Origin of the sequence: Shewanella sp. LZH-2 (assembly GCF_016859145.1) — a bacterium.
GTDB classification, from domain to species: domain Bacteria; phylum Pseudomonadota; class Gammaproteobacteria; order Enterobacterales; family Shewanellaceae; genus Shewanella; species Shewanella xiamenensis.
Genome location: NZ_CP069350.1, coordinates 1,021,357 through 1,040,230 on the forward strand (window position 1 = coordinate 1,021,357; position 18,874 = coordinate 1,040,230).

Sequence of the window (18,874 nt, forward strand, 5' to 3'; positions counted from 1 at the left end):
TAAATCACCTAGTATGCAATATCGTAATAGGCAGTTTGCTTTTTGCGTGGAAAACCTAAATATCGCTAGCGGACTCGCTATCCATAGAAGCGCATTGTTTATCTTGTGGTTACCTTCTGGATTGCGAGGCATTGAGTATCATATTGATTGGTATATTTAGGTCAACATAAGGCCGCCGTACTTGTTTTTCTTCTGGCCGCTTTTTCTTATTTTTGTTGAGATAATAGAGGCTTAAGTGAAAAAAATTCTGATCATCTTCTCCAGTGTTCATGGTCAAACTCGTAAGATCACGAATCAGTTAGCCCAGCAACTCAAAGAGTTAGGTAATTCGGTGGTGATTGCTGATATAAAAGCCGTCCCCGCGATGGAGTCCTTCGATAAGATCATCATTGGCGCTAGTATTCGTCACGGAAAACATAATCCTGCGCTGTATGAATTTATTCAGAAACATCAGCAAATCCTGACACAAAAAGTCGGTGGATTTTTCTCTGTGAGTTTAGTTGCCCGTAAACCTGAAAAAAATACCCCTGAGACTAATCCCTATATGCAGGCGTTTTTAACTAAAACGACTTGGCGTCCTCAGTTGTTGCAAGTGTTTGGCGGTAATTTGAATTATCAGGGATATAATGCATTTGATAGGAATATCATACGTTTTATCATGTGGTTAACTAAGGGGCCCACGGATCCTGTTACTAATGTTGAATACACTGACTGGCAAAAAGTGCATGAGTTTGGATTACAAATCCACCAAGCCTAAGCGAGCGGTTGAGGCTCACGTTGATTGTCGAGGGTAAACCTATATGTCGAACAAATTAACCTTAATATTCGATTTTTTGTTGGCGCGTTTGCATGTTTGGCTGGTGTTGTCCGCAAGTCTACTCATCTGCACCAGTCCGTGGATTTTTATCGGTCGAAGCCTGCGTGCTAATGCTAGCATTTGGGATTATCTGCATGTTTACCTAGGATTTGTGTGTGCTGCGTTAGGGATTTTATTTTTGTTGCGTAATAGCCTCCAAGGCAAATGGCACCAGTATTTTGCCTGGCTGGTGGGCGATTGGGAACAATTGGTGCAGGATATTAAAGGCCTTTTTAAAGGCAAGCTCCCCGTAGCCGGTGGCAAAGGCTTGTTTAGTTGTATCGAAGGGATTGGCATGATACTGCTGGTCGCGACAGGATTAACTGGCGTTGTATGGTTTATTTACCAAGGAACACCACTGGCAATGACTTGGCGTGGTTATCATCAAATTTGTGCCGATGCTTTTATTGGCTTTTTAGTACTGCATATCATATTGGCCGCAACACATATTATTGAATTTATTAGGCAATAACTTTGTTTCCTATTGTTTGCTACGAATACATTTTCTATTTTAGTTATCATCGCTGGTTTTAAATGTTCAGCGTACGTTCATCGACAAACTGCACACTCAACTCCTAGACTTAATTCTCCATGTCCATCCAAACACGTTTGAGTCACTGTTTTCAATATCAGATAGCAGTGTACTTAAGCGATTGGGGAGGATGAGGATTTTGAGAATAATTTTTGGAAGCTAAATGAAGGTATCCTATGAATATTCAAAAAAGTGCACTAGCGATAGCGTTGACAGGTTTACTGTTTGGTTGTGGTGGCTCGGATTCCGAGGACTCGGTTCCACAAATGGCGACATTTAACCTTGGTGTATCGGATAATCCCGCTGATGCAAAATCTGTCACTATTGCATTTAGACAAGTCGTGTTAAAGAACGATACGGGTAGCTATTCATTCAATGTCGCACCTAACGGTGCCGTCAAATTTGTCGATTTATTAGCTTTTCAAGGCAGTGCGGTAGAAATATTGGTGAGTGGTCAATCGATCCCTGTCGGCGAATACCAAATGTGCCTTTACATGAAAAACAGCACTGTAGCGAATAGTGAAAGCTCCCATGTGCAAACCTTCAATGACACCCTGTATGGTTTAACGACGAACAGCAATGGTTCTTGCGGTGGTGTCGGCGCTGAAGAGAGTGATACTGGACGATTATTTTTCAATAAAGCATTTACGATTGCGGCGGGCGTAAATAGCTTTGTCGCCGAATTTGATCTCAGTAAAGGCTTACAGGATCCCCACGGAAATAAAGATTACTGGACTCTGAAGCCTACCTCGGTGCAATTATTTAATCAGTCCGAAGTGGGGGCGATTAAAGGCACCATTGGTACCACCGTGATGCAAGGTTGTGAAGTGGCAGCGGGTGGTTCGGTGTTTTCACCAGCGGTCTATCTGTATCCAGCTAATACCACGCTTGAGCAAATGCAGGATTTCAGAACTGATGCAGATACTGCCACTGAAGTTGCACCAATCGCTGCGGCTAGGGTGAATGAAATCACAGATACAAATGGTCAAGTCATTGGTCACGATTATGAATTTGGTTTTGTGGTCGCAGGTGATTACAACTTAGGGTATACCTGTTTAGCGCAAAATGATGATCCTGATGTCAGTAATAATGCCGATGATGTGGAAGCCCCTTTCTTTATTCATGCAGCAGAACTCGGGGTGAGTGTAACGGCTAAAGGTGTTGCTGAGCGTAACTTTCCGTAGGCTATGAGAGACATAAAAAAAACCAGCAGAAATGCTGGTTTTTTATTGAGCGATTTATACGGACGCTTAACGTTAACTCAAGCGCTTTTGACGGCCAAGAGCGACGGCAGCGGCAAAGGCTAAGAATAACCAGTTTAGGCTACCACCAGAACTTTTAGGTGCCTGTGCATCTTTTTCGACGGCAAGATAGTTAATTAAGCCAATCAGTTCGTCTAAGGTTCTGATGTTGCTTAAGTTAACTGCATATTTGTCATTAACAATAAAGGCTGGCACGCTTTCAACGCGGAATTGGTTTTGCTGGGCACGCCAAAGGGCTAGCTTTTCATCTGTGCTTTTACTGTCGGCAAGTTTGTCGTACTTCGCCGCGTCTATACCGAACTTAGCAAAGACTTGTTTAATGTCGTCACGGCTATTGATTTGCGATTCGTGCTTATGTCCAGGGGCGCTGTGGTCGTGACCATTAGCGCCTTCTTCTCCTTGGATCGCGGCGAACATGGCATGGGTTAGAGCGTCTTTATTATCCAGCTCTTGGATGACGGCCAGCGAACGCATGACTTCAGTCCCTAAAGCACTATTCATAAAGTCGACATGCTTAGTATCAAATGCAATGCCCTTGTTTAAGTTAGCTTTGATATCAGGCAGATAATTGGTTTCCATATTGAAGCAATTATGGCAATAGAAGGAGAAAAACTCGGTAAGTTTAGGCTCACTACTCGGCACTTTATCAGAAATTTGAGTGTAGTGAGTGCCTTCCACAAAGTTTGCGGCCAAACTGCTGAATGGTGCAACGATTAAGGCGACAGCCAAGGCGATTGGTTTGATCATAGAACCCTCAAAGTCGGTTAGATTGAATCCAGTACATTAAGTGCTATGCGTTGTGCCTAATGGTAATGGATAAGCTGATTCAATCTTGAAATTACGCTTGTGTTATACCAGCGTGAAGATGGTTTTAGGTTAGTTTGAAATGCTTAATTATCGCTGAATTAGTGCGCCGATATTGAACTAAATCTGTGATCCCGTGGGAGTTTAGACCTAGAAATTTGCAAGACTGCAAAGGGGATCACAGATATATCAACATTAGCTAAGCAATATCCCGCAGGGATTGCCAAGCCTCGCAGACTTCGCGAAAGCGGGCAGCATCACCCTCGGGTCTATCAGGATGCCATTTGAGGGCTAAACGACGCCATTGTTTGCGGATATCTCTTGGGGTTGCACTTTCATCTAACTCAAAAACTCTTAGGGCATGTCCTTTGTGCATTAAATTTACATTGAGGCCAATGTAGCTCTTATAACTGCTCCAGAAAGCCTCTAATAATTCCCTCACCACGTTTTCGCTGGTGTCGTAGTTATTCCAGTCAAGATAATATTCTCGCAGGGAAGTCTCTTCCATTATCAATAAGTTAACATTTGATGGCACGAGGCGGAAAATCTGGATTTCCATTGCTTTAACTTGTAACCATTGCTTAGGAAGAAGCATTTCTTGCAGTTCGAACAGGGCATTCATCAGTAGAAAGTTACGCTTAAATAAATCATTACCCGGGTTTTCATCTAAAGGATGGATAAGCCCTCTGCTCTGTAATTCGGTGGCGAGGTGATGGATTTTCCAACTTTGATTGGAAGCTTGTAACACCGATAGCACTGGCCAGATTAACGGATTATCCCCCTTAGTGGTCGAAAGCCTTGCCGATTGAGCTTCTGCACTGAGTGAAGGTTTTGCGAGTAGCATACTGACAGTCCCATCCTAAGTTGTTATCAAGCGAGTGTGGCGATTAAACTGAGTGTACATCTATCCATAAGATTTTTAAGGCTTTTACCTTAAATTTGCCGCTAATTACAGCGTGCTAGATGTACACTATGCCACAGTGCAAAGTGTAGGCAAAGATGGATTTTAGAGCAATTTGCCTCAAGGTCGCATAGGCTTTGCTGGCGGGAATGGTGTTAATTTTTTTACGATGAGTGATGGGGCAAGGTCGAAAATACCCTTGTTCACTTATGCAAAACAAGGGTACTTACGGTTAGCTTAGGCGTCAGGATTTAGATTTCAGTAAAGATAACTTCTTGTGCTAAACGTGACTTAGGTAATTTAGCATTAAAGTCTTCTTCAGAGCGATAACCAAGGGCTACAATCACAGAAGCGCACAGACCTTTTTCTCGTAAGCCTAAGACTTGATTAAGTTTAGTCGCATCGAAACCTTCGATCGGGCAAGCATCAATATCGAGCACGCTGGCACCTAACATTAGGGTGCCGAGTGCTAAATAGACTTGTTTTTCCATCCAATGCTGGGCGTCTTTTAGCTCAAATTTATGCATATTGGCAAAGAAAGAGCGACCATTATGTTGGCCTTGTTTGGCTTCTTCATTGGCAAAACGGCCATCTTTGGCCTCTTGCTCTAGCACTTGCAGTAAATGGGCTTCATCGAGTTGAGTACGGGTACACAGTACTACCACATGGGAAGCATTGAGAATTTTTTGGGTATTAAAGGCGTAGTTCTCAGTCGCTTGGGCGATCAACGCTTTGCCTTCTGCCGTACCAGCAAGCACAAAGTGCCAAGGCTGTGAGTTGGTTGATGATGGGCTGAACTGTAATAAGGTTTTGATGTCGGCAATCTTGTCGGCAGGAATTGTCTTGGTTGGATCAAAGGCCTTAGTGGTGTAACGCTTTTTAGCGAGAAAACTTAAATCACTCATGTAACGGCTCCAAATCATCTAGGAATACAAAATCAACCTCAGCATTTTAAGCAGGTTTAGGCAAAAAACAATGTGATCAAAACGGCTATCAGTTTCAAAATATTTTTGAAACTGACGGTTGGTTCAGCCACTGCAAATGCTTAGGGCCGCAACACGCCCTAGGTATTAAGTGAGGATATTTAGCGGTCAAAATAAACAATCTATTCGCGGTCGAATCTAATGTGATGTGTTTCTATTTTATTGTTTATATGTGCTTTTTATCTTTGTTGGCCGTTAGCTGTGCACAATAGCATTGTGAATGCATGATGTAGATCAATGATACTTGATAACAACGTTATCTCTCATGTCGCTAACGCTATTCCTTTGCTACATTTTGTTATGAAGCTTTAGTGACGGTTTCATTTGTTGGGAGGACGTGTGACAAGATTACTTATGTTGTTTATTACCTTCAGTTTATTACCCGTATCCTCTGGCTATGGAAAAGATCTGAAATTTGCTGTTGTGCCGAAATTTTATAGTGTTTTTTTTGATCAAAGTAAAACGGGCTGTATAGATGCCGCCGCTGAAATAAAAGGTGTGGAATGTGTATATCGAGGGCCAGAATCAAGCAGTGTTAGATTGCAAGACGAGGTCATAAACCAACTGATTGATGAAGGTATCGATGGGATTGCTGTCGCGGTTACGCAATCTAAGTATCTTTTCGAAAATAGCTTAAAAAGAGCTAAAGAAGCCGGTATTCCAATTGTCACCTATGATTCAGATTTTGATGCTTCCATCAACCAAGACCCCAAGAATTTTCGCTCAGCCTATATCGGTACAGACAATTTCGAATTGGGTAAATCATTAGGTGAACAATTAAAAAAATTACGGCCTAATGGTGGGACGCTTATCATGCAATCTGGGCGCCCTGATTCTCCCAATTTGAATTTAAGACTGATGGGAGTTCGCTCTGCGTTGTCGGGAAAAAAATACGATATTCCTCCAGGGAAATTACTTAATAACGAGCAGGGCTGGACAGAAGTGAGAGAACCTTTGTTTAATTTTGACCAACTTAGTCAAGCGGTTAAACAAATGGAGTCTGTTATGAAAGGCAAGCCGGTGAAAGCAGACTCATTTATTGCTGTTGGTGGTTGGGCTCAAAATGATGCAGCGCTTTACCGTGAGATGATTGCCCCATACCAAGGAAAAATTAGCAACAAGGAGGTCGTCGTTATTATTACTGATACCTCTCCAGAGCAATTAATGATGTTGAAGGATAATCTTGCGCATATCAATATCGGTCAAAATCCCTATGAAATGGGCAGGCAGGCAATTTTGACGCTTTATAAAATTGTCACAAAACAAAAGTATCAAGAAATAATCTATACACCGGTGACATTTTGCTCTCCACAGAACTTCAATACCTGTGAAAAGCGTACAGGAATGTAATGTTAATGAGCCTCTATTACTTAGGGGGACTCTGCAAGAACTGAGCTATTACTGCGAACATCTCGAAAAGCGACGACGGCACTTTGCTGCAAGCTGCCAGCATTTTTAGTGCAACTGACAACAATGTATATTACTTCGACAGCAATCATTGCCGAACATCTCCCAAACACTAAGGGACAATATACCTCGTCTGAAATACACCCTTTTTTAAAGGGATTAGCGCAATTTATTGCCCTGATGCTGTCCTTGCGACTGCTGATGGTTCTTATTTAAGCCATTTTAACTCGGACAAGTTGTAGACAAAACGAAAGTGAATTATGTTATTGATTTAAAATGGGTGGCTAGATTCAATCTAAGAGGGATTCTCAACGCTGCCTCTGCTTCAAATTTTGTGTTTACAGTAGAATGCATTAGGTTGGATGGTGACGTTGTTCATCCTTCGTTATGGATCTGGTCAGTCGCATCAAGCAAACAATTAATATAGAAGGTTAACTTTGGATCATCTAAAACACCTTAGTCTCAATAATAATTATGATTTTAAAGTCACTATAGAAATTGATGGAACGGGTTATGCTGGAACGCTTCAACTGAGTCAATCAGTGTGCATATTGAAGATCTTTGGCGAAGTACATGAGAATCGTAGGTGTCCACTTCCATTTGATGATATCGCTAGCTTGTCTTGTAATGGTTTTAGTGACTCGTTTCATCTTCAGGGGCTGAGATTTTCTTCTGGAGGATTGAGGCATATCTCATATTTCCCTGAACATGTGCGTTTCTTTGAATATGAATTCGAAGTTGATTTCGTTCTTTTTATTCCACTTACCCAAGAATCCACTTTCAGAGTTAAAGGAATCTCTATATTTTCGAATGTGTTTGGTGAGTGGATTGGACACACCCATCTTCAGCAGAAAATTCTAGAAAGATATCACACACAAAGAACAATCGAATTTGGCTCTGAGAATACAGAAGAGCTAAGAGTCGTAGTTAACCAAGATCAGTATTTGATTGTTAAATACAACCCTAGCCATGAGGGTGATGGCATTCGAGACTATACAATCGGAATGAGCTATCACCCATCTGTGGATCTCTGTTTATCTGAAACCATAAATCCCGATTCAATTTTTGATGTCTACGAAAGCCTATATTCCTTGGTTGCCTTCTTTGTTGGGGGAGATTTCAAGGTGGAAAAAATACTTCTAAATGTTGAGTGTGATGGATTTAACTATAGGTCTATGTACTTTTCCTCTGATAAGTTTAGGCCTTGCTATGATTTGACTTGTGTATTCTACCCTTTGGGTAAAAACATGCGCTTTGATGGAAGAGGGCTTGTTGCAATACCTGAGCGTGCTTTTGATTCCTACTTTTGTATGGCGGTCGACAAGCGGGGCTATTTCAAGAAATACCGAAGATATTCACGCATGATAAACTTAGAGGAGAGATACCTAGGATATTTTAGAATACTCGAATCCTTATGCTATAAACAGAAATCATACTTGGATCAAGATCTACTAAATGATGTTCTGAGAAGATCCGAAAAATACATGGTTAAGAAATTTAATGACAAAACAAACGTTAAGAACTTCTTGAAAGCTATACTTAGGCTTAATAAGTCGAAATACAATACCGAAAAATGTATAGCGGATTTTTATGATGAAATTCCCTTTGATATTCGAAATGATTGGAGGTACAGCAAGCCTGACATAAATGCCTTATGTAAGCTTAGAAATGATATCACCCACGCCAACGATTATAGAATATCAGAAGATGACATGATGTCTCGGATCAAGTTTGTCGAAGTATTACTAGTTCTTGCTCTAGGGCGCTCATTGGAGATTAGCTTTGCTGATTTGGAGAATGTCATACCTCGGTACAGTGGTTATCACCTTCTAAAGAAAGTGAGTGCATAACAAACGCGCTACACCTGAGAAATATTAATCCGAAAACAATGAATTAGAAAAAAATCTAACAAGGTTATGTCCATTTGTTTTTAACGTACATATCGCAAATGGGTAGTTAAAATTGGCATTGGGGCTCCAGTGACCGTTGGCGACATGGATGTCGCCGTCGAGCCTATAGGGATATATTCACGGCGTGTCACTGGGGAAACAATGACAATAAACTCCATAAATAGATAAAAAGATTAATCGCTTTTGTCTCAAAGCATGCTGCATGTCATCGAACAAATACCATTGTTCACCTTTCAATGTTGTATAAGTCTTTATTACCTCAGCACTTTACTTAAAAAGCTTTGGGTTCTGGCTTCTTTGGGGCGGGTGAATAATTCCTCGGGGACATTGGACTCCACCACATAGCCGCCATCCATAAAGATGACTCTGTCGGAAACATCGCGTGCAAAGCCCATTTCGTGGGTAACAATCACCATGGTCATGCCTTTTTGCGCTAAGTCCTTCATCACATCCAGTACATCGCCGACCATTTCGGGGTCGAGTGCCGAGGTGGGCTCGTCGAATAGCATGAGATCCGGCTCCATCGCCAGTGCGCGGGCAATGGCAACCCTTTGCTTTTGGCCACCCGAGAGACTCGAAGGATAGGCATTGGCTTTATCCTGCAAGCCCACTTGAGTAAGCAGCGCCAGCGCCTTGTTATCGGCTTCGGCTTGGGTCATTAACTTTAGGCTCACTGGTGCTAAGGTAATGTTTTGCAATACGGTTTTATGGGGGAATAGGTTGAAGTTTTGGAACACCATGCCCACTTTTTGCCGCAATTTATCGACACAGGCATCCTTAGCGGTAATGGATTGCCCTTCGATTTCAATATCCCCTTGGGTTGGATTTTCCAGTAGATTGATGCAACGTAAAAAGGTGCTTTTACCGCTGCCGCTGGGGCCGATAACACTCACCACTTCGCCTTGGCGAATATGTTCGTTAATGCCTTTAAGGACCGCATTATCGCCATAACTTTTATGTAGGTTGGTTATGTTAATCACTTTGCTTCAACCTCTTTTCGAATTTCGACAGCATAAATGTGAAGCTGTAGGTTAGGAACAGGTAAATCAGTGCGCAGGTAAAGAGTGGAATACTGTCTTCAAAGGTGCGGCTGCGAATAATTTCTCCCGCCCGCATTAAGTCCACACCACCAATAAAGCCAATCACGGCGGTTTCCTTGAGTAGCACGATAAACTCATTGCCTAATGCGGGCAGAATATTCTTAATCGCCTGCGGCAAAATAATCAGCTTCATGGTCATTGCTTGCGACAGGCCGAGCGAGCGCGCGGCTTCGGTTTGGCCTTTATCGACGGCTTGAATGCCGGCACGAATAATCTCAGAGATATAAGCGCCGCTGTTTAAGCCAAAGGCGATAATGGCAGCGGTGATTTTATCGACATCGAGCGCAGCCAGCACGATGAAGTAAAGGATCACTAACTGCACCACCACCGGCGTGCCGCGGATCACGCCCACATAGAGTTCGGCGGGGAAGCGGATATACCACTTAGATGACATCTTCATCAGTGTGGTGCCCACGCCTAATACTGCGCCTAATAACATGGCGAAGAAGGTCACAATCAAGGTGACTTTTAAGCCGTTTAAGATCAGCAGTATGCCTATCATGCCGTCGTCGCCGATGGGGCTAAACAGCGAAGTATTGATTGCTTCTAACATAGGGATCACTTGATATGGGCTGAAACGAGCGTCTGATATTGGCCGCTTTCTTTCAAGTTTTTCAGCGTGTTATTAATGCTATTCAGAAGTTCAGGTTGCTGTTTGGAGACGGCAAAACCATAAAACTCGGGAGGAAAATCCAGCTTAATCAGTTTGAGATCGGGGTTTTTCGCTAGATAGTTCGCCGCAGGCTCGCTGTCAAATAACACTAGATCTACTTTGCCATTTTTAAGCTCCATAATGGCTTCGAATCCGGTATTGAAGGCGGTGACCTTTTGGGTATATTTTTTAGACATCATATCGGCGGTTGAGCCGAGCTGCACCGCAAAATGTTTGTCTTTAATGTCATCAAGCGTATGAATACTCTTGTTATCTTTATTGACAAGTAGCACTTGAGTGGCTTCGTAATAGGGCTCTGAGAAGTTAACACTTGCCTGGCGCTCGGGGGTGATAGTCATGCCCGAGGCGATAAAATCAATCTTGCCTGAGTTTAGGGCCACGATCAGCGAGTCGAATTTCATGTTTTCGACTTTAAGGGTTTTGCCGGCATCTTTAGCGATTTGCTTGGCAAGCTCAATGTCGAAACCTTTGATTTCGTCTCCACTTTGTCCGCCAACATATTCAAAGGGCGGGAATGCGGCATTGGTTCCTACGACTAGAACATCTTCGCTTTTCCCACATCCAGCTAACAACAAGGTGGCTGTGAGGGTTAGGCCGCCTAATAACATGGATTTTTTCATTTAACACTCTCTTTTGGATAACTTGCAATGTGGCGACTATAGGTGGATAGCGTTCTTGTGTCAATAATTATGCTTTATTTGTGAGTAAAAATTCACTTGTGAGTGTGGGTGATTTAGATGGGAATCTATGTTTAATAGGATGATGGTGTTTGATATCAATAGATTTTTAAAAGGTTGCCAAATTGTTTAGGGTGACCGTGAATAGCAATTTCATGGTTTTAAACGATGAGATATGCAAATTTTTATTCACTTCAGCGGAAGGGATGGATTTTTATGAACTATCTCTGATACAAATGGTAAAAATTTCATTAAATTATGCTTAAATTGTCTAATCTTAATTTAGTATAAAAAACCTTTTATGGAGCTCAATGTGAGATACCTAATTCTGGCACCTACGGCGCTGTTTTTAGGCCTAGCAACTTCAGTTTGTGCAGAAGAATCAACCCAATGGCATTACACCATGGGTATTCATGATTTTATTGTGGAGCAAGAGAATTCGCATACCTTTGGGGCTAACGGTAACATCATTATTGAACATACCACTGCATCGGATATTTATTTGTCTGCGGTGCTGGATATGTTTATCGATATTGATAGGGATAAGCTTGACCCTGACCATATTCCGATGTGGTTCAAATCGGAATATGCTGCTCTTGGGGAGCTTTATCGTTTTTCCCCCGAGTTGTCCTTAGGATGGCAAGTGGATTTACAGGGCAAGCGTAACACAGTGAGTTCAGTGGAGAAGCAGGCGAAGCTTTTTCCTGGGCTAACAGCCAATTATCACGGCCAGCAAACTCAAGCACAGCTTAAGGCTGGAGCGGGCTATTACTTTTTAGAGATCGACGATGATGTGCCCCGCACCCGAGGTTACGATAGAGGCGATTTTGGCAATAGCGAGTTTGCCTACACAGTTATGGGGAGTTTTGGTTTTGATTTGACGCCAAAATTAAACCTGAACTTAGCTGCTCAAACTTGGAACGATGGCGACCAATGGCTTGAAAATCAGTATCGTTTGACCATGAGTTATGATACCGATTACTGGGAGAAGGGCAGTCAGTGGTTGCTGTATGTCGAACATACTGAATATAACTTGGACCCCTTTGCTAAGGGTAGCCTGAATTCGCCTAATTACTTACCCATCCTACCTTGGGATAACGATACCTTAGTGCGATTTAGCCTAGTTGTGCCTTGGTAGAAGGCTATTTTTGGGTTAAGTGCTTTTTTACTAACGCAATCATAGCCTGCGCCGCAAAGGACAATACCTGTTCTTTGCGCCAAAATAGCGATAACTCCCAGCGCAATTCGTCACTCGCCAGTGGAATATTGACCACCCCCGCCACACTATAACGCCGCGCGATTGAGCGCGGCAGTATCATCACGCCAGTTCCCGCAGCCACCAGTGCGATACCAAAGTCCGCTTGGCTAACACGGGTGATATTTTGAGGGGAGAATCCGGCTTGCTGACAGGCGTTGAGCACCAATTGATGCAGGGTGTATTCAGTCTCAAACATCACTTGTGGCTCATTGATTAAGTCATGGACTGAGAGTATTTCCCTGGTAGTGAGGGGATTTTCCTTGGGCAGCACTACCACCATGGGATCGTTAAACACTCGAATGCCGTCATAGCCATCATCAAGGTCGATTATGCCAGTGGCCAGTTCTATTTCGCCTTTTTGAATTGCCAGCGTTTGCTCAACGCCACCACGGACCAACAAGTGCATTTCGATTTGTGGGTACTGCTGGCGATACTTGGCAATAATAGGGGCAAAAATTTCAGCACTGCCGAGCGGCGCGAGACCGAGTTTTAATTCACCCGCAGTCAAACTGCGCTGGGCACTGAGTTCGGCCAGCATACGTTGGCGTCCGGCCAATAACTCCTTACCATGGCGATAAACCACTTCTCCAGCTTGGGTGAGTTTGACCTGAGTGCCACGTTTGCCGCGCTCGAGTAGTACCAAATCGAGTTCTTCCTCTAACTGGCGCAGCGCCTTGGAGAGGGCGGGTTGGGTGAGGTGAACTTTTTCGCTGGCCTTACCAAAACCGCCAGCATCGATGATCTCGATAAAATAGCGCAGCACTTTGAGATCCATTCTCGCCCCTATAATGCATTCTTAAAATTCATGGATTACATGCTTAATATTCATTTTTTTTATTTAATAGGCAAGCCTAAAATAATCCCATAGTAACTTTTGGTGTAAATCGAGAAACCGCATGTCTTTCCTACAAGCCGCAATACGTCGATGCCGTCATGGGGCTTTATTGTTAACTCAAATTGGCCTCTTTTGTTTATTGTCTTTTGCCTGCCATTGGTTTGCCTCTTGGGCGCATTCACCAGTGCCTGGTAGTGTATTAGGTTTAGGTCTGTTGCTGATTTTGTTAGCGACTAAGTTAATTCCTGAAAATGCCGTGCAGCTCGGCGCGGCTTGGCTTATCGGTGAGCTGCTGCTGTTTTTTATTCCGCCAGTGATCTCAGTTATCAAGTACGAAGGCCTGTTTGAGCAATATGGGCTGAATATCCTCTTCACCTTAGTGATGGGCAGTGTATGCGTGATGGTGGGTACGGGATTTGTGGTTGACAGAGTGTTTCGCTTCGAGCGTCAGCTCAATATCAAAAAGCATGCGCGTCGCCATGCTAAGGCCGTGTAATGTCGAGCGTTAACTTAAGTCCTGCGGTTGTCTCTGAGTTAGTGTTTTCGCAGACGGGATTGGCACTTATCAGCTTGTTATTAACACTATTTTGTTATTTTGCGGCGAAGCGTTTGTATAAGCGCCACCGGGTATGGTGGTTAGCGCCGATTGTACTTGCGCCTGTAGTGATCACGCTCTTGGTGTTTAATCTCGATATTCCGCTGCCAACTTATTTTGAATATACCCATTGGTTAATGGCAATGCTTGCTCCGGCGACAATCGCATTTGCCTTGCCGATTTATCGGGAGCGTAAACTCATTCGCCAATATCCGCTGACCATTGCCCTTGGCGTGATGGCTGGACTGTTGCTGGGCATGGTGTCGAGCTGGCTATTAGTGAAATTTGTGCCTCTACCTGTGGAGCTTGCAAAGAGTTTGTTGGTGCGTTCGGTCTCTACGCCCTTTGCGATGGAGGCCACAAGCGCCTTTGGCGGTGTGCCAGAACTGACCGCCATGATGGTGCTCATCACCGGTATTATCGGCATGTTAGTGTGCGAGCCGCTGTTCAAGCTGATGCACATTCGTACGTCTTTAGGTAAAGGCGTGGCCTTGGGCGCTTCGGCCCACGGTGCGGGCGCTGCCAAAGCCAGTGAGTTAGGCCAGCAAGAGGGCGTCATTGCCAGTTTGACCATGATTTTTATCGGGATTGCTATGGTGCTGGGCGCGCCCGTATTTGCCGTGATCTTCAGTTAGTGTGAGTTAGTGATTTGCTGGGTTGCGTTAACCCTCCCCACCTTAATTGTGATTTTGTTTGTTTAAATGATGTTGTTTTGCCTCTTAGGGCGCTAACCTCTGCTTGGGTTATGCGCCCATTTTTTTAGCTGACGGCGAATGTCGAGATGTCATGATGATGAAATTGAATAGGGATATAGGATGGATCAGCAAACACGCGTATCGAATGTGACATTGAGACCCATAGAACAAGATGATCTGGAGTTGATCTTTACTCATCAGCAGGATCCGATTGCTTGCCAATTGGCGCAGTTCCCCTCGCGGGACCGTGAGGCGTTTTACCTTCATTGGCAGCAAAATATCCTTGGGCAGGCGTCGGTACTGGCACGGGGGATAGAAGTCGATGGCTTGCTGGTTGGCAATATTGGCCATTGGCATAGGGATGGTCAGGCGATGATTGGTTACTGGATTGACCGCGCATTTTGGGGGCGCGGGGTCGCAACCTTAACCTTGAGAACATTTTTACCGTTAGTGACCTCAAGGCCGCTCTTTGCCCATGTGGCACAGCATAATGTTGCATCCCAGCGGGTGTTGCTGCGCCATGGATTTGTAAAGACGGACAGACTCATTCAAGAGGAAGATGATACGGCGCCATTATTTGAATTTGTGCTGAGTTAAGGCTTAAACAAGCTATACAGCCAATAGCTGAAACATTTATAGAGAAGATTGGATTTATTTTTTACAGACAAATTATTTGAAAAATCTATTTAGATAAGCGAGTCTTATCGTAAATTCAGATTTATCAACCCGACTTTAGTCTAGTATGTGATGGCTTGATCTCATTGGCTAACTCAATGAAACTCTCTAGTTAATCACCTTCTACTAAAGTATGGATAGTTAAATAATGTTAATTTTCTTCTTATGTCTTGCGCTCTTAGTGCTGGCATACAAGTTTTATAGTCCGTTTGTTGAACGCCAAGCTGGGATTGATCCTAAAGCGCAAACACCCCAAGCAAGATTCGAAGATGGCGTGGACTATGTACCCGTCCACCCAGCTAAAGCGTTTTTAATCCAATTTTTAAACGTTGCCGGTGTCGGGCCGATTTTTGGCCCTATTCTAGGGGCTTTATATGGCCCAGTGGCCTTACTCTGGATTGTGTTAGGCAACATTATCGGCGGCGCGGTACATGATTACTTCTCTGGCGTATTAAGTATTAAAGAAGATGGTAAGAGTCTGCCTGAAATCGCAGGTCACTATTTCAATATCTACTTTAAAGGTGTAATGCTGCTGTTTACCGCGATGTTGCTGTTTTTCGTGGGCGTGGTGTTCATCATGAGCCCTGCGGGACTGTTAAGTAACCTCGACTATTTTAAAGACACCATTTTTGGCAATAACACCTTCTGGGTGTTGGTTATTTTAGTCTATTACTTCTTAGCCACTATGCTGCCAATCGATAAGATCATCACTAAGCTGTACCCCGCGTTTGGCCTATTAATGATCGTGATGACCACTTCGATTGCAGTGGCTCTCCTCATCAATGCACCGCAGTTACCCGAAATGGGCGATGTGTTCGCGTACTTCAACCACAGCCATTACAACAATGAGTTATTGGAACCTAACCCCGATGGTTTACCGATTTGGCCATTACTGTTTGTGACTATTACCTGTGGTGCTATTAGTGGTTTTCATTCAACTCAAGCACCTATCATGGCACGCTGCCTGACAAACGAGAAATACGTTCGCCCAGTTTACTACGGCGCTATGGTGGCTGAAGGTGTGGTGGCTTGTGTATGGGCGACTGCGGGGATTGCGGCCTTCCCGGGCGGATATGTTGAGCTTAAGAGCTTACTAGACCAAGGCGGCCCTGGCTTAGTGGTTAACCAAGTGGCTACGAGCTATCTTGGGGTATTAGGCGGCGTGATGGCAATTATTGCGGTCGCTGTATTTCCGATTACCTCGGGGGATACCGCGTTCAGATCGCTGCGTCTAACCATTATCGACGCCTTTAATATCCCTCAGAGTATGCGTAACCGTTTACTGGTAGCGGCGCCTATTCTGACCATCGCTTACTTTATGACCAAGATCGACTTCTCCTTGATCTGGCGTTATTTTGCTTTCTCAAACATGCTGCTATCGACCAGTGTGCTATGGTTGGCGACAAAATATCTGTTCGATAGAGGCAGTTTTCACTGGATAGTAAGCTTGCCTGCGATTGCGGGCACCTGTGTGACAGTGTCTTACATTGTTACCGCAGGTATTGGTTTAGGTTTACCTCAATCCCTGAGTCAACCTGTGGGCATCGCAGTGGGGGTGGTGTGTTTAATCGCCTTGATTATTGCTCACAACAAACGCAAAACAGTAATAGATACAAAGTTATAACTTAATTGGGTTTATGACCATAAAGGGCTGCATTTTGCAGCCCTTTTTAATACTATTTTCATAAACTGGCGTCAGTATTGAATATTGTCACTGTGACATATTCCATTGCGTCGAAATTATGTTAGATTCTGGCGAACTGATGAAGATAGAGTTATTGTTATCACTGTCATCAACAGTTCTCCACAGGGCAGTCACTGCAATAATGCTTACTTTTGCAGAGAAGTGTCAGGAAGTTACACCAATTCAGAGTCTGCTTATGCAACCCAATTTATTTCCCGAACAAAGACATTTAAATCCTGAGCCGATGGTGATGCCATCGGTAGAAGCTCAGTCTACTCGTAGCCGCTTACAACGGATGGTTGGCAGCGTACTGCTCACCTGTAGTGTGTTGTTAAGCTTATCTGCTTGTGCAGCGGGTAAAGCCAGTGCGCCGCAGGAAGAAGAGTTTAGCTACGCTTGGTTAAAAGGCTATGCCCATACGCTGGCGACAGAGTCCTATGTAAGCCACAAGGGTGAGTTACCAAAAAGCTTACAGGGCATGAGCTGGGATGATTACCAGCAATTCCATTTCAAGAAAAAAGCCGCACTGTGGCATGAAGATGATTCGGAGTTTCGCGCCGAATTGTTCCACTTAGGTCTGTATTTCGATACACCAGTGCACATTTACCAATTGGAAAATGGCAAGGCTAAACTGATTGAATATTCTCCTTCTATGTTCGATTACGGTAAGTCGAAGGTAAAGGGTAGCCAGCTTCCTAAAGATTTAGGTTTTGCAGGCTTTAGAATGCAGTTCAACACTGACTGGCAACGTGACGTTGTCGCCTTCTTGGGCGCAAGCTATTTCCGCGCGGTCGGTCAGGAAATGCAATATGGTCTTTCTGCCCGTGGTTTGGCGGTTGATACTGCGTTGCCTAAGCCTGAAGAATTTCCGATGTTTACCCGTTTTTGGTTAGAGAAGCCGCAACCAGGTTCTAATATTGCGACTGTGTACGCTCTGTTAGATTCACCAAGTGTAACTGGTGCTTATCGTTTCGATATCGAGCCGGGTGAGCGTTTAAAAATGAAGGTTGATGCGGCGATTTATCCGCGTAAGGCTATCGAACGTTTAGGCGTTGCACCACTGACAAGTATGTTCATGGTCGGTGAGAACGATCGCCGTACAGGTTACGACTGGCGTCAAGAGATCCATGATTCAGATGGACTTGCCATGCATACTGGGAACGGTGAATGGATTTGGCGCCCACTGGGCAATCCAAGTAACTTGAGATTCAACGCCTATAGCGATGAGAATCCAAAGGGCTTTGGGTTAATGCAGCGCGACCGTAATTTCGATCACTACCAAGATGACGGCGTATTCTACGAGAAGCGCCCAAGTCTGTGGATTGAGCCAACAGGTAATTGGGGTAAAGGTTCGGTGCAGTTAGTTGAAATTCCAACACTGGATGAAACCTTCGACAATATCGTGGCTTTCTGGAATCCTGCAGAGCCCATTCAACCAGGCCAAGAGTTACTCTATAGCTACAACATGTACTGGGGCGGTACTCCACCTGTGCAGTCACCCCGTGCCCGCGTAGTGGATACCTTTACTGGTATTGGTGGCGTAGTTGGTCAAAAGCGTAAATACTATAGCAAGCGCTTCGTGATTGATTTTGCTGGTGGTTCTTTACCAATGCTGGGTAAAGATACTCAAGTGAAAGCGGTTATTTCAACTTCACAAGGCCGTGTGGAAATCGACTCTGCTCGCCCACAACATGCGATCAATGGTTACCGCGCTATGTTTGACCTCGTGCCGCCAGAGGATAGCGTTGAGCCGATTAACCTAAGAGTTTACTTAGAAGTAGATGGTCAACCTTTGTCTGAAACGTGGATGTACCAATGGACACCACCGCCGATGAACGAACGTGAACTGCATAACGCAGGTCATCTACAGTAAGCTATATGGGTGAATCAAAACGCCAGCCTCAGTGCTGGCGTTTTTGCATCAAGCGATTTGTTAATTGCAAGTTGGATTCAAAGTTATTGAGCACTAATTCACTTTTTGAAAATCTAAATAATTTTTCACTGTCAAATACCCAACCTTGGGCGTA

General features: G+C 44.0%; 18 protein-coding genes. 11 read left to right on the plus strand and 7 right to left on the minus strand.

Translation table 11 applies throughout. The features are described 5' to 3' along the window. The first annotated feature begins 235 nt into the window (after positions 1-235). The 3 genes from hemG (at position 236) to JM642_RS04655 (ending at position 2,572) form a co-directional block, all read left to right on the plus strand. A complete protein-coding gene (hemG, locus tag JM642_RS04645; RefSeq protein ID WP_037421655.1) occupies positions 236-757 on the plus strand; it encodes a menaquinone-dependent protoporphyrinogen IX dehydrogenase in 522 nt (173 codons plus the stop codon). Between the two features lie 43 nt (positions 758-800). Continuing rightward, on the plus strand, positions 801-1,328 hold the full coding sequence (locus JM642_RS04650; protein ID WP_037426111.1) for a cytochrome b/b6 domain-containing protein: 528 nt from the start codon (positions 801-803) through the stop codon (positions 1,326-1,328). Positions 1,329-1,564: 236 nt separating this feature from the next. Then, the gene (locus JM642_RS04655) at positions 1,565-2,572 is read left to right on the plus strand and encodes a DUF4382 domain-containing protein (RefSeq protein ID WP_203432990.1); all 1,008 of its coding nucleotides are present in this window, start codon (positions 1,565-1,567) and stop codon (positions 2,570-2,572) included. Positions 2,573-2,644: 72 nt separating this feature from the next. On the opposite strand, the gene JM642_RS04660 is transcribed toward JM642_RS04655, so the two are convergent. The 3 genes from JM642_RS04660 to JM642_RS04670 form a co-directional block, all read right to left on the minus strand. Beyond that, positions 2,645-3,397 carry a thiol:disulfide interchange protein DsbA/DsbL gene (locus tag JM642_RS04660; RefSeq protein WP_203432992.1) on the minus strand — a complete coding sequence of 251 codons (753 nt, stop codon included), beginning with the start codon at positions 3,395-3,397 and terminating at the stop codon, positions 2,645-2,647. Between the two features lie 256 nt (positions 3,398-3,653). After that, positions 3,654-4,298 carry a DNA-J related domain-containing protein gene (locus JM642_RS04665; protein WP_037421664.1) on the minus strand — a complete coding sequence of 215 codons (645 nt, stop codon included), beginning with the start codon at positions 4,296-4,298 and terminating at the stop codon, positions 3,654-3,656. Between the two features lie 308 nt (positions 4,299-4,606). Next, positions 4,607-5,260 carry an oxygen-insensitive NAD(P)H-dependent nitroreductase NfsB gene (locus JM642_RS04670; RefSeq protein WP_047535396.1) on the minus strand — a complete coding sequence of 218 codons (654 nt, stop codon included), beginning with the start codon at positions 5,258-5,260 and terminating at the stop codon, positions 4,607-4,609. Between the two features lie 417 nt (positions 5,261-5,677). Between JM642_RS04670 and JM642_RS04675 the strand changes: the two genes are divergently transcribed. Next, positions 5,678-6,688, plus strand: coding sequence for a sugar-binding protein (locus JM642_RS04675; RefSeq protein ID WP_037426116.1), 1,011 nt, complete (start codon positions 5,678-5,680; stop codon positions 6,686-6,688). Between the two features lie 494 nt (positions 6,689-7,182). After that, positions 7,183-8,595 carry a HEPN domain-containing protein gene (locus tag JM642_RS04680; protein WP_203432994.1) on the plus strand — a complete coding sequence of 471 codons (1,413 nt, stop codon included), beginning with the start codon at positions 7,183-7,185 and terminating at the stop codon, positions 8,593-8,595. A gap of 314 nt (positions 8,596-8,909) precedes the next feature. On the opposite strand, the gene JM642_RS04685 is transcribed toward JM642_RS04680, so the two are convergent. Genes JM642_RS04685 through JM642_RS04695 form a run of 3 tightly spaced genes read right to left on the minus strand, consistent with a single transcriptional unit; the run spans position 8,910 to position 11,048 of the window. Beyond that, positions 8,910-9,635, minus strand: a complete 726-nt coding sequence (locus JM642_RS04685) for an amino acid ABC transporter ATP-binding protein (protein WP_203432995.1) — start codon at positions 9,633-9,635, stop codon at positions 8,910-8,912. After that, positions 9,628-10,308, minus strand: coding sequence for an amino acid ABC transporter permease (locus JM642_RS04690; protein ID WP_011625362.1), 681 nt, complete (start codon positions 10,306-10,308; stop codon positions 9,628-9,630). Before JM642_RS04690 ends, JM642_RS04685 begins: the two co-directional genes overlap by 8 nt. A 5-nt stretch (positions 10,309-10,313) precedes the next feature. Further along, positions 10,314-11,048: a basic amino acid ABC transporter substrate-binding protein gene (locus JM642_RS04695; RefSeq protein ID WP_203432997.1), complete on the minus strand. Its 735-nt coding sequence runs from the start codon at positions 11,046-11,048 to the stop codon at positions 10,314-10,316. 370 nt (positions 11,049-11,418) lie between these two features. On the opposite strand from JM642_RS04695, the gene JM642_RS04700 reads away from it, so the two are divergent. Then, positions 11,419-12,243 (plus strand): hypothetical protein, encoded by an 825-nt coding sequence (locus JM642_RS04700; RefSeq protein ID WP_203432999.1) that lies wholly within the window; start codon positions 11,419-11,421, stop codon positions 12,241-12,243. A gap of 4 nt (positions 12,244-12,247) precedes the next feature. Here the strand turns inward: JM642_RS04700 and JM642_RS04705 are convergent, their stop codons facing one another. Next, positions 12,248-13,138 (minus strand): LysR family transcriptional regulator, encoded by an 891-nt coding sequence (locus tag JM642_RS04705; RefSeq protein WP_047535402.1) that lies wholly within the window; start codon positions 13,136-13,138, stop codon positions 12,248-12,250. Positions 13,139-13,259: 121 nt separating this feature from the next. Here JM642_RS04705 and JM642_RS04710 point away from each other — a divergent pair, with 121 nt between their 5' ends. The 5 genes from JM642_RS04710 to JM642_RS04730 all read left to right on the plus strand — a co-directional run bounded on the left by JM642_RS04710 (position 13,260) and on the right by JM642_RS04730 (position 18,720). Further along, positions 13,260-13,694, plus strand: coding sequence for a CidA/LrgA family protein (locus JM642_RS04710; RefSeq protein ID WP_037414933.1), 435 nt, complete (start codon positions 13,260-13,262; stop codon positions 13,692-13,694). Further along, complete coding sequence (locus JM642_RS04715) at positions 13,694-14,428, plus strand: LrgB family protein (protein WP_203433001.1); 735 nt, start codon at positions 13,694-13,696, stop codon at positions 14,426-14,428. Before JM642_RS04710 ends, JM642_RS04715 begins: the two co-directional genes overlap by 1 nt. Positions 14,429-14,608: 180 nt before the next feature. After that, positions 14,609-15,085, plus strand: coding sequence for a GNAT family N-acetyltransferase (locus JM642_RS04720; RefSeq protein ID WP_144376419.1), 477 nt, complete (start codon positions 14,609-14,611; stop codon positions 15,083-15,085). Between the two features lie 226 nt (positions 15,086-15,311). Further along, positions 15,312-16,787, plus strand: coding sequence for a carbon starvation CstA family protein (locus JM642_RS04725; protein ID WP_088586780.1), 1,476 nt, complete (start codon positions 15,312-15,314; stop codon positions 16,785-16,787). A gap of 256 nt (positions 16,788-17,043) precedes the next feature. Then, positions 17,044-18,720, plus strand: a complete 1,677-nt coding sequence (locus JM642_RS04730) for a glucan biosynthesis protein D (protein WP_037414921.1) — start codon at positions 17,044-17,046, stop codon at positions 18,718-18,720. Positions 18,721-18,874: the final 154 nt, after the last annotated feature.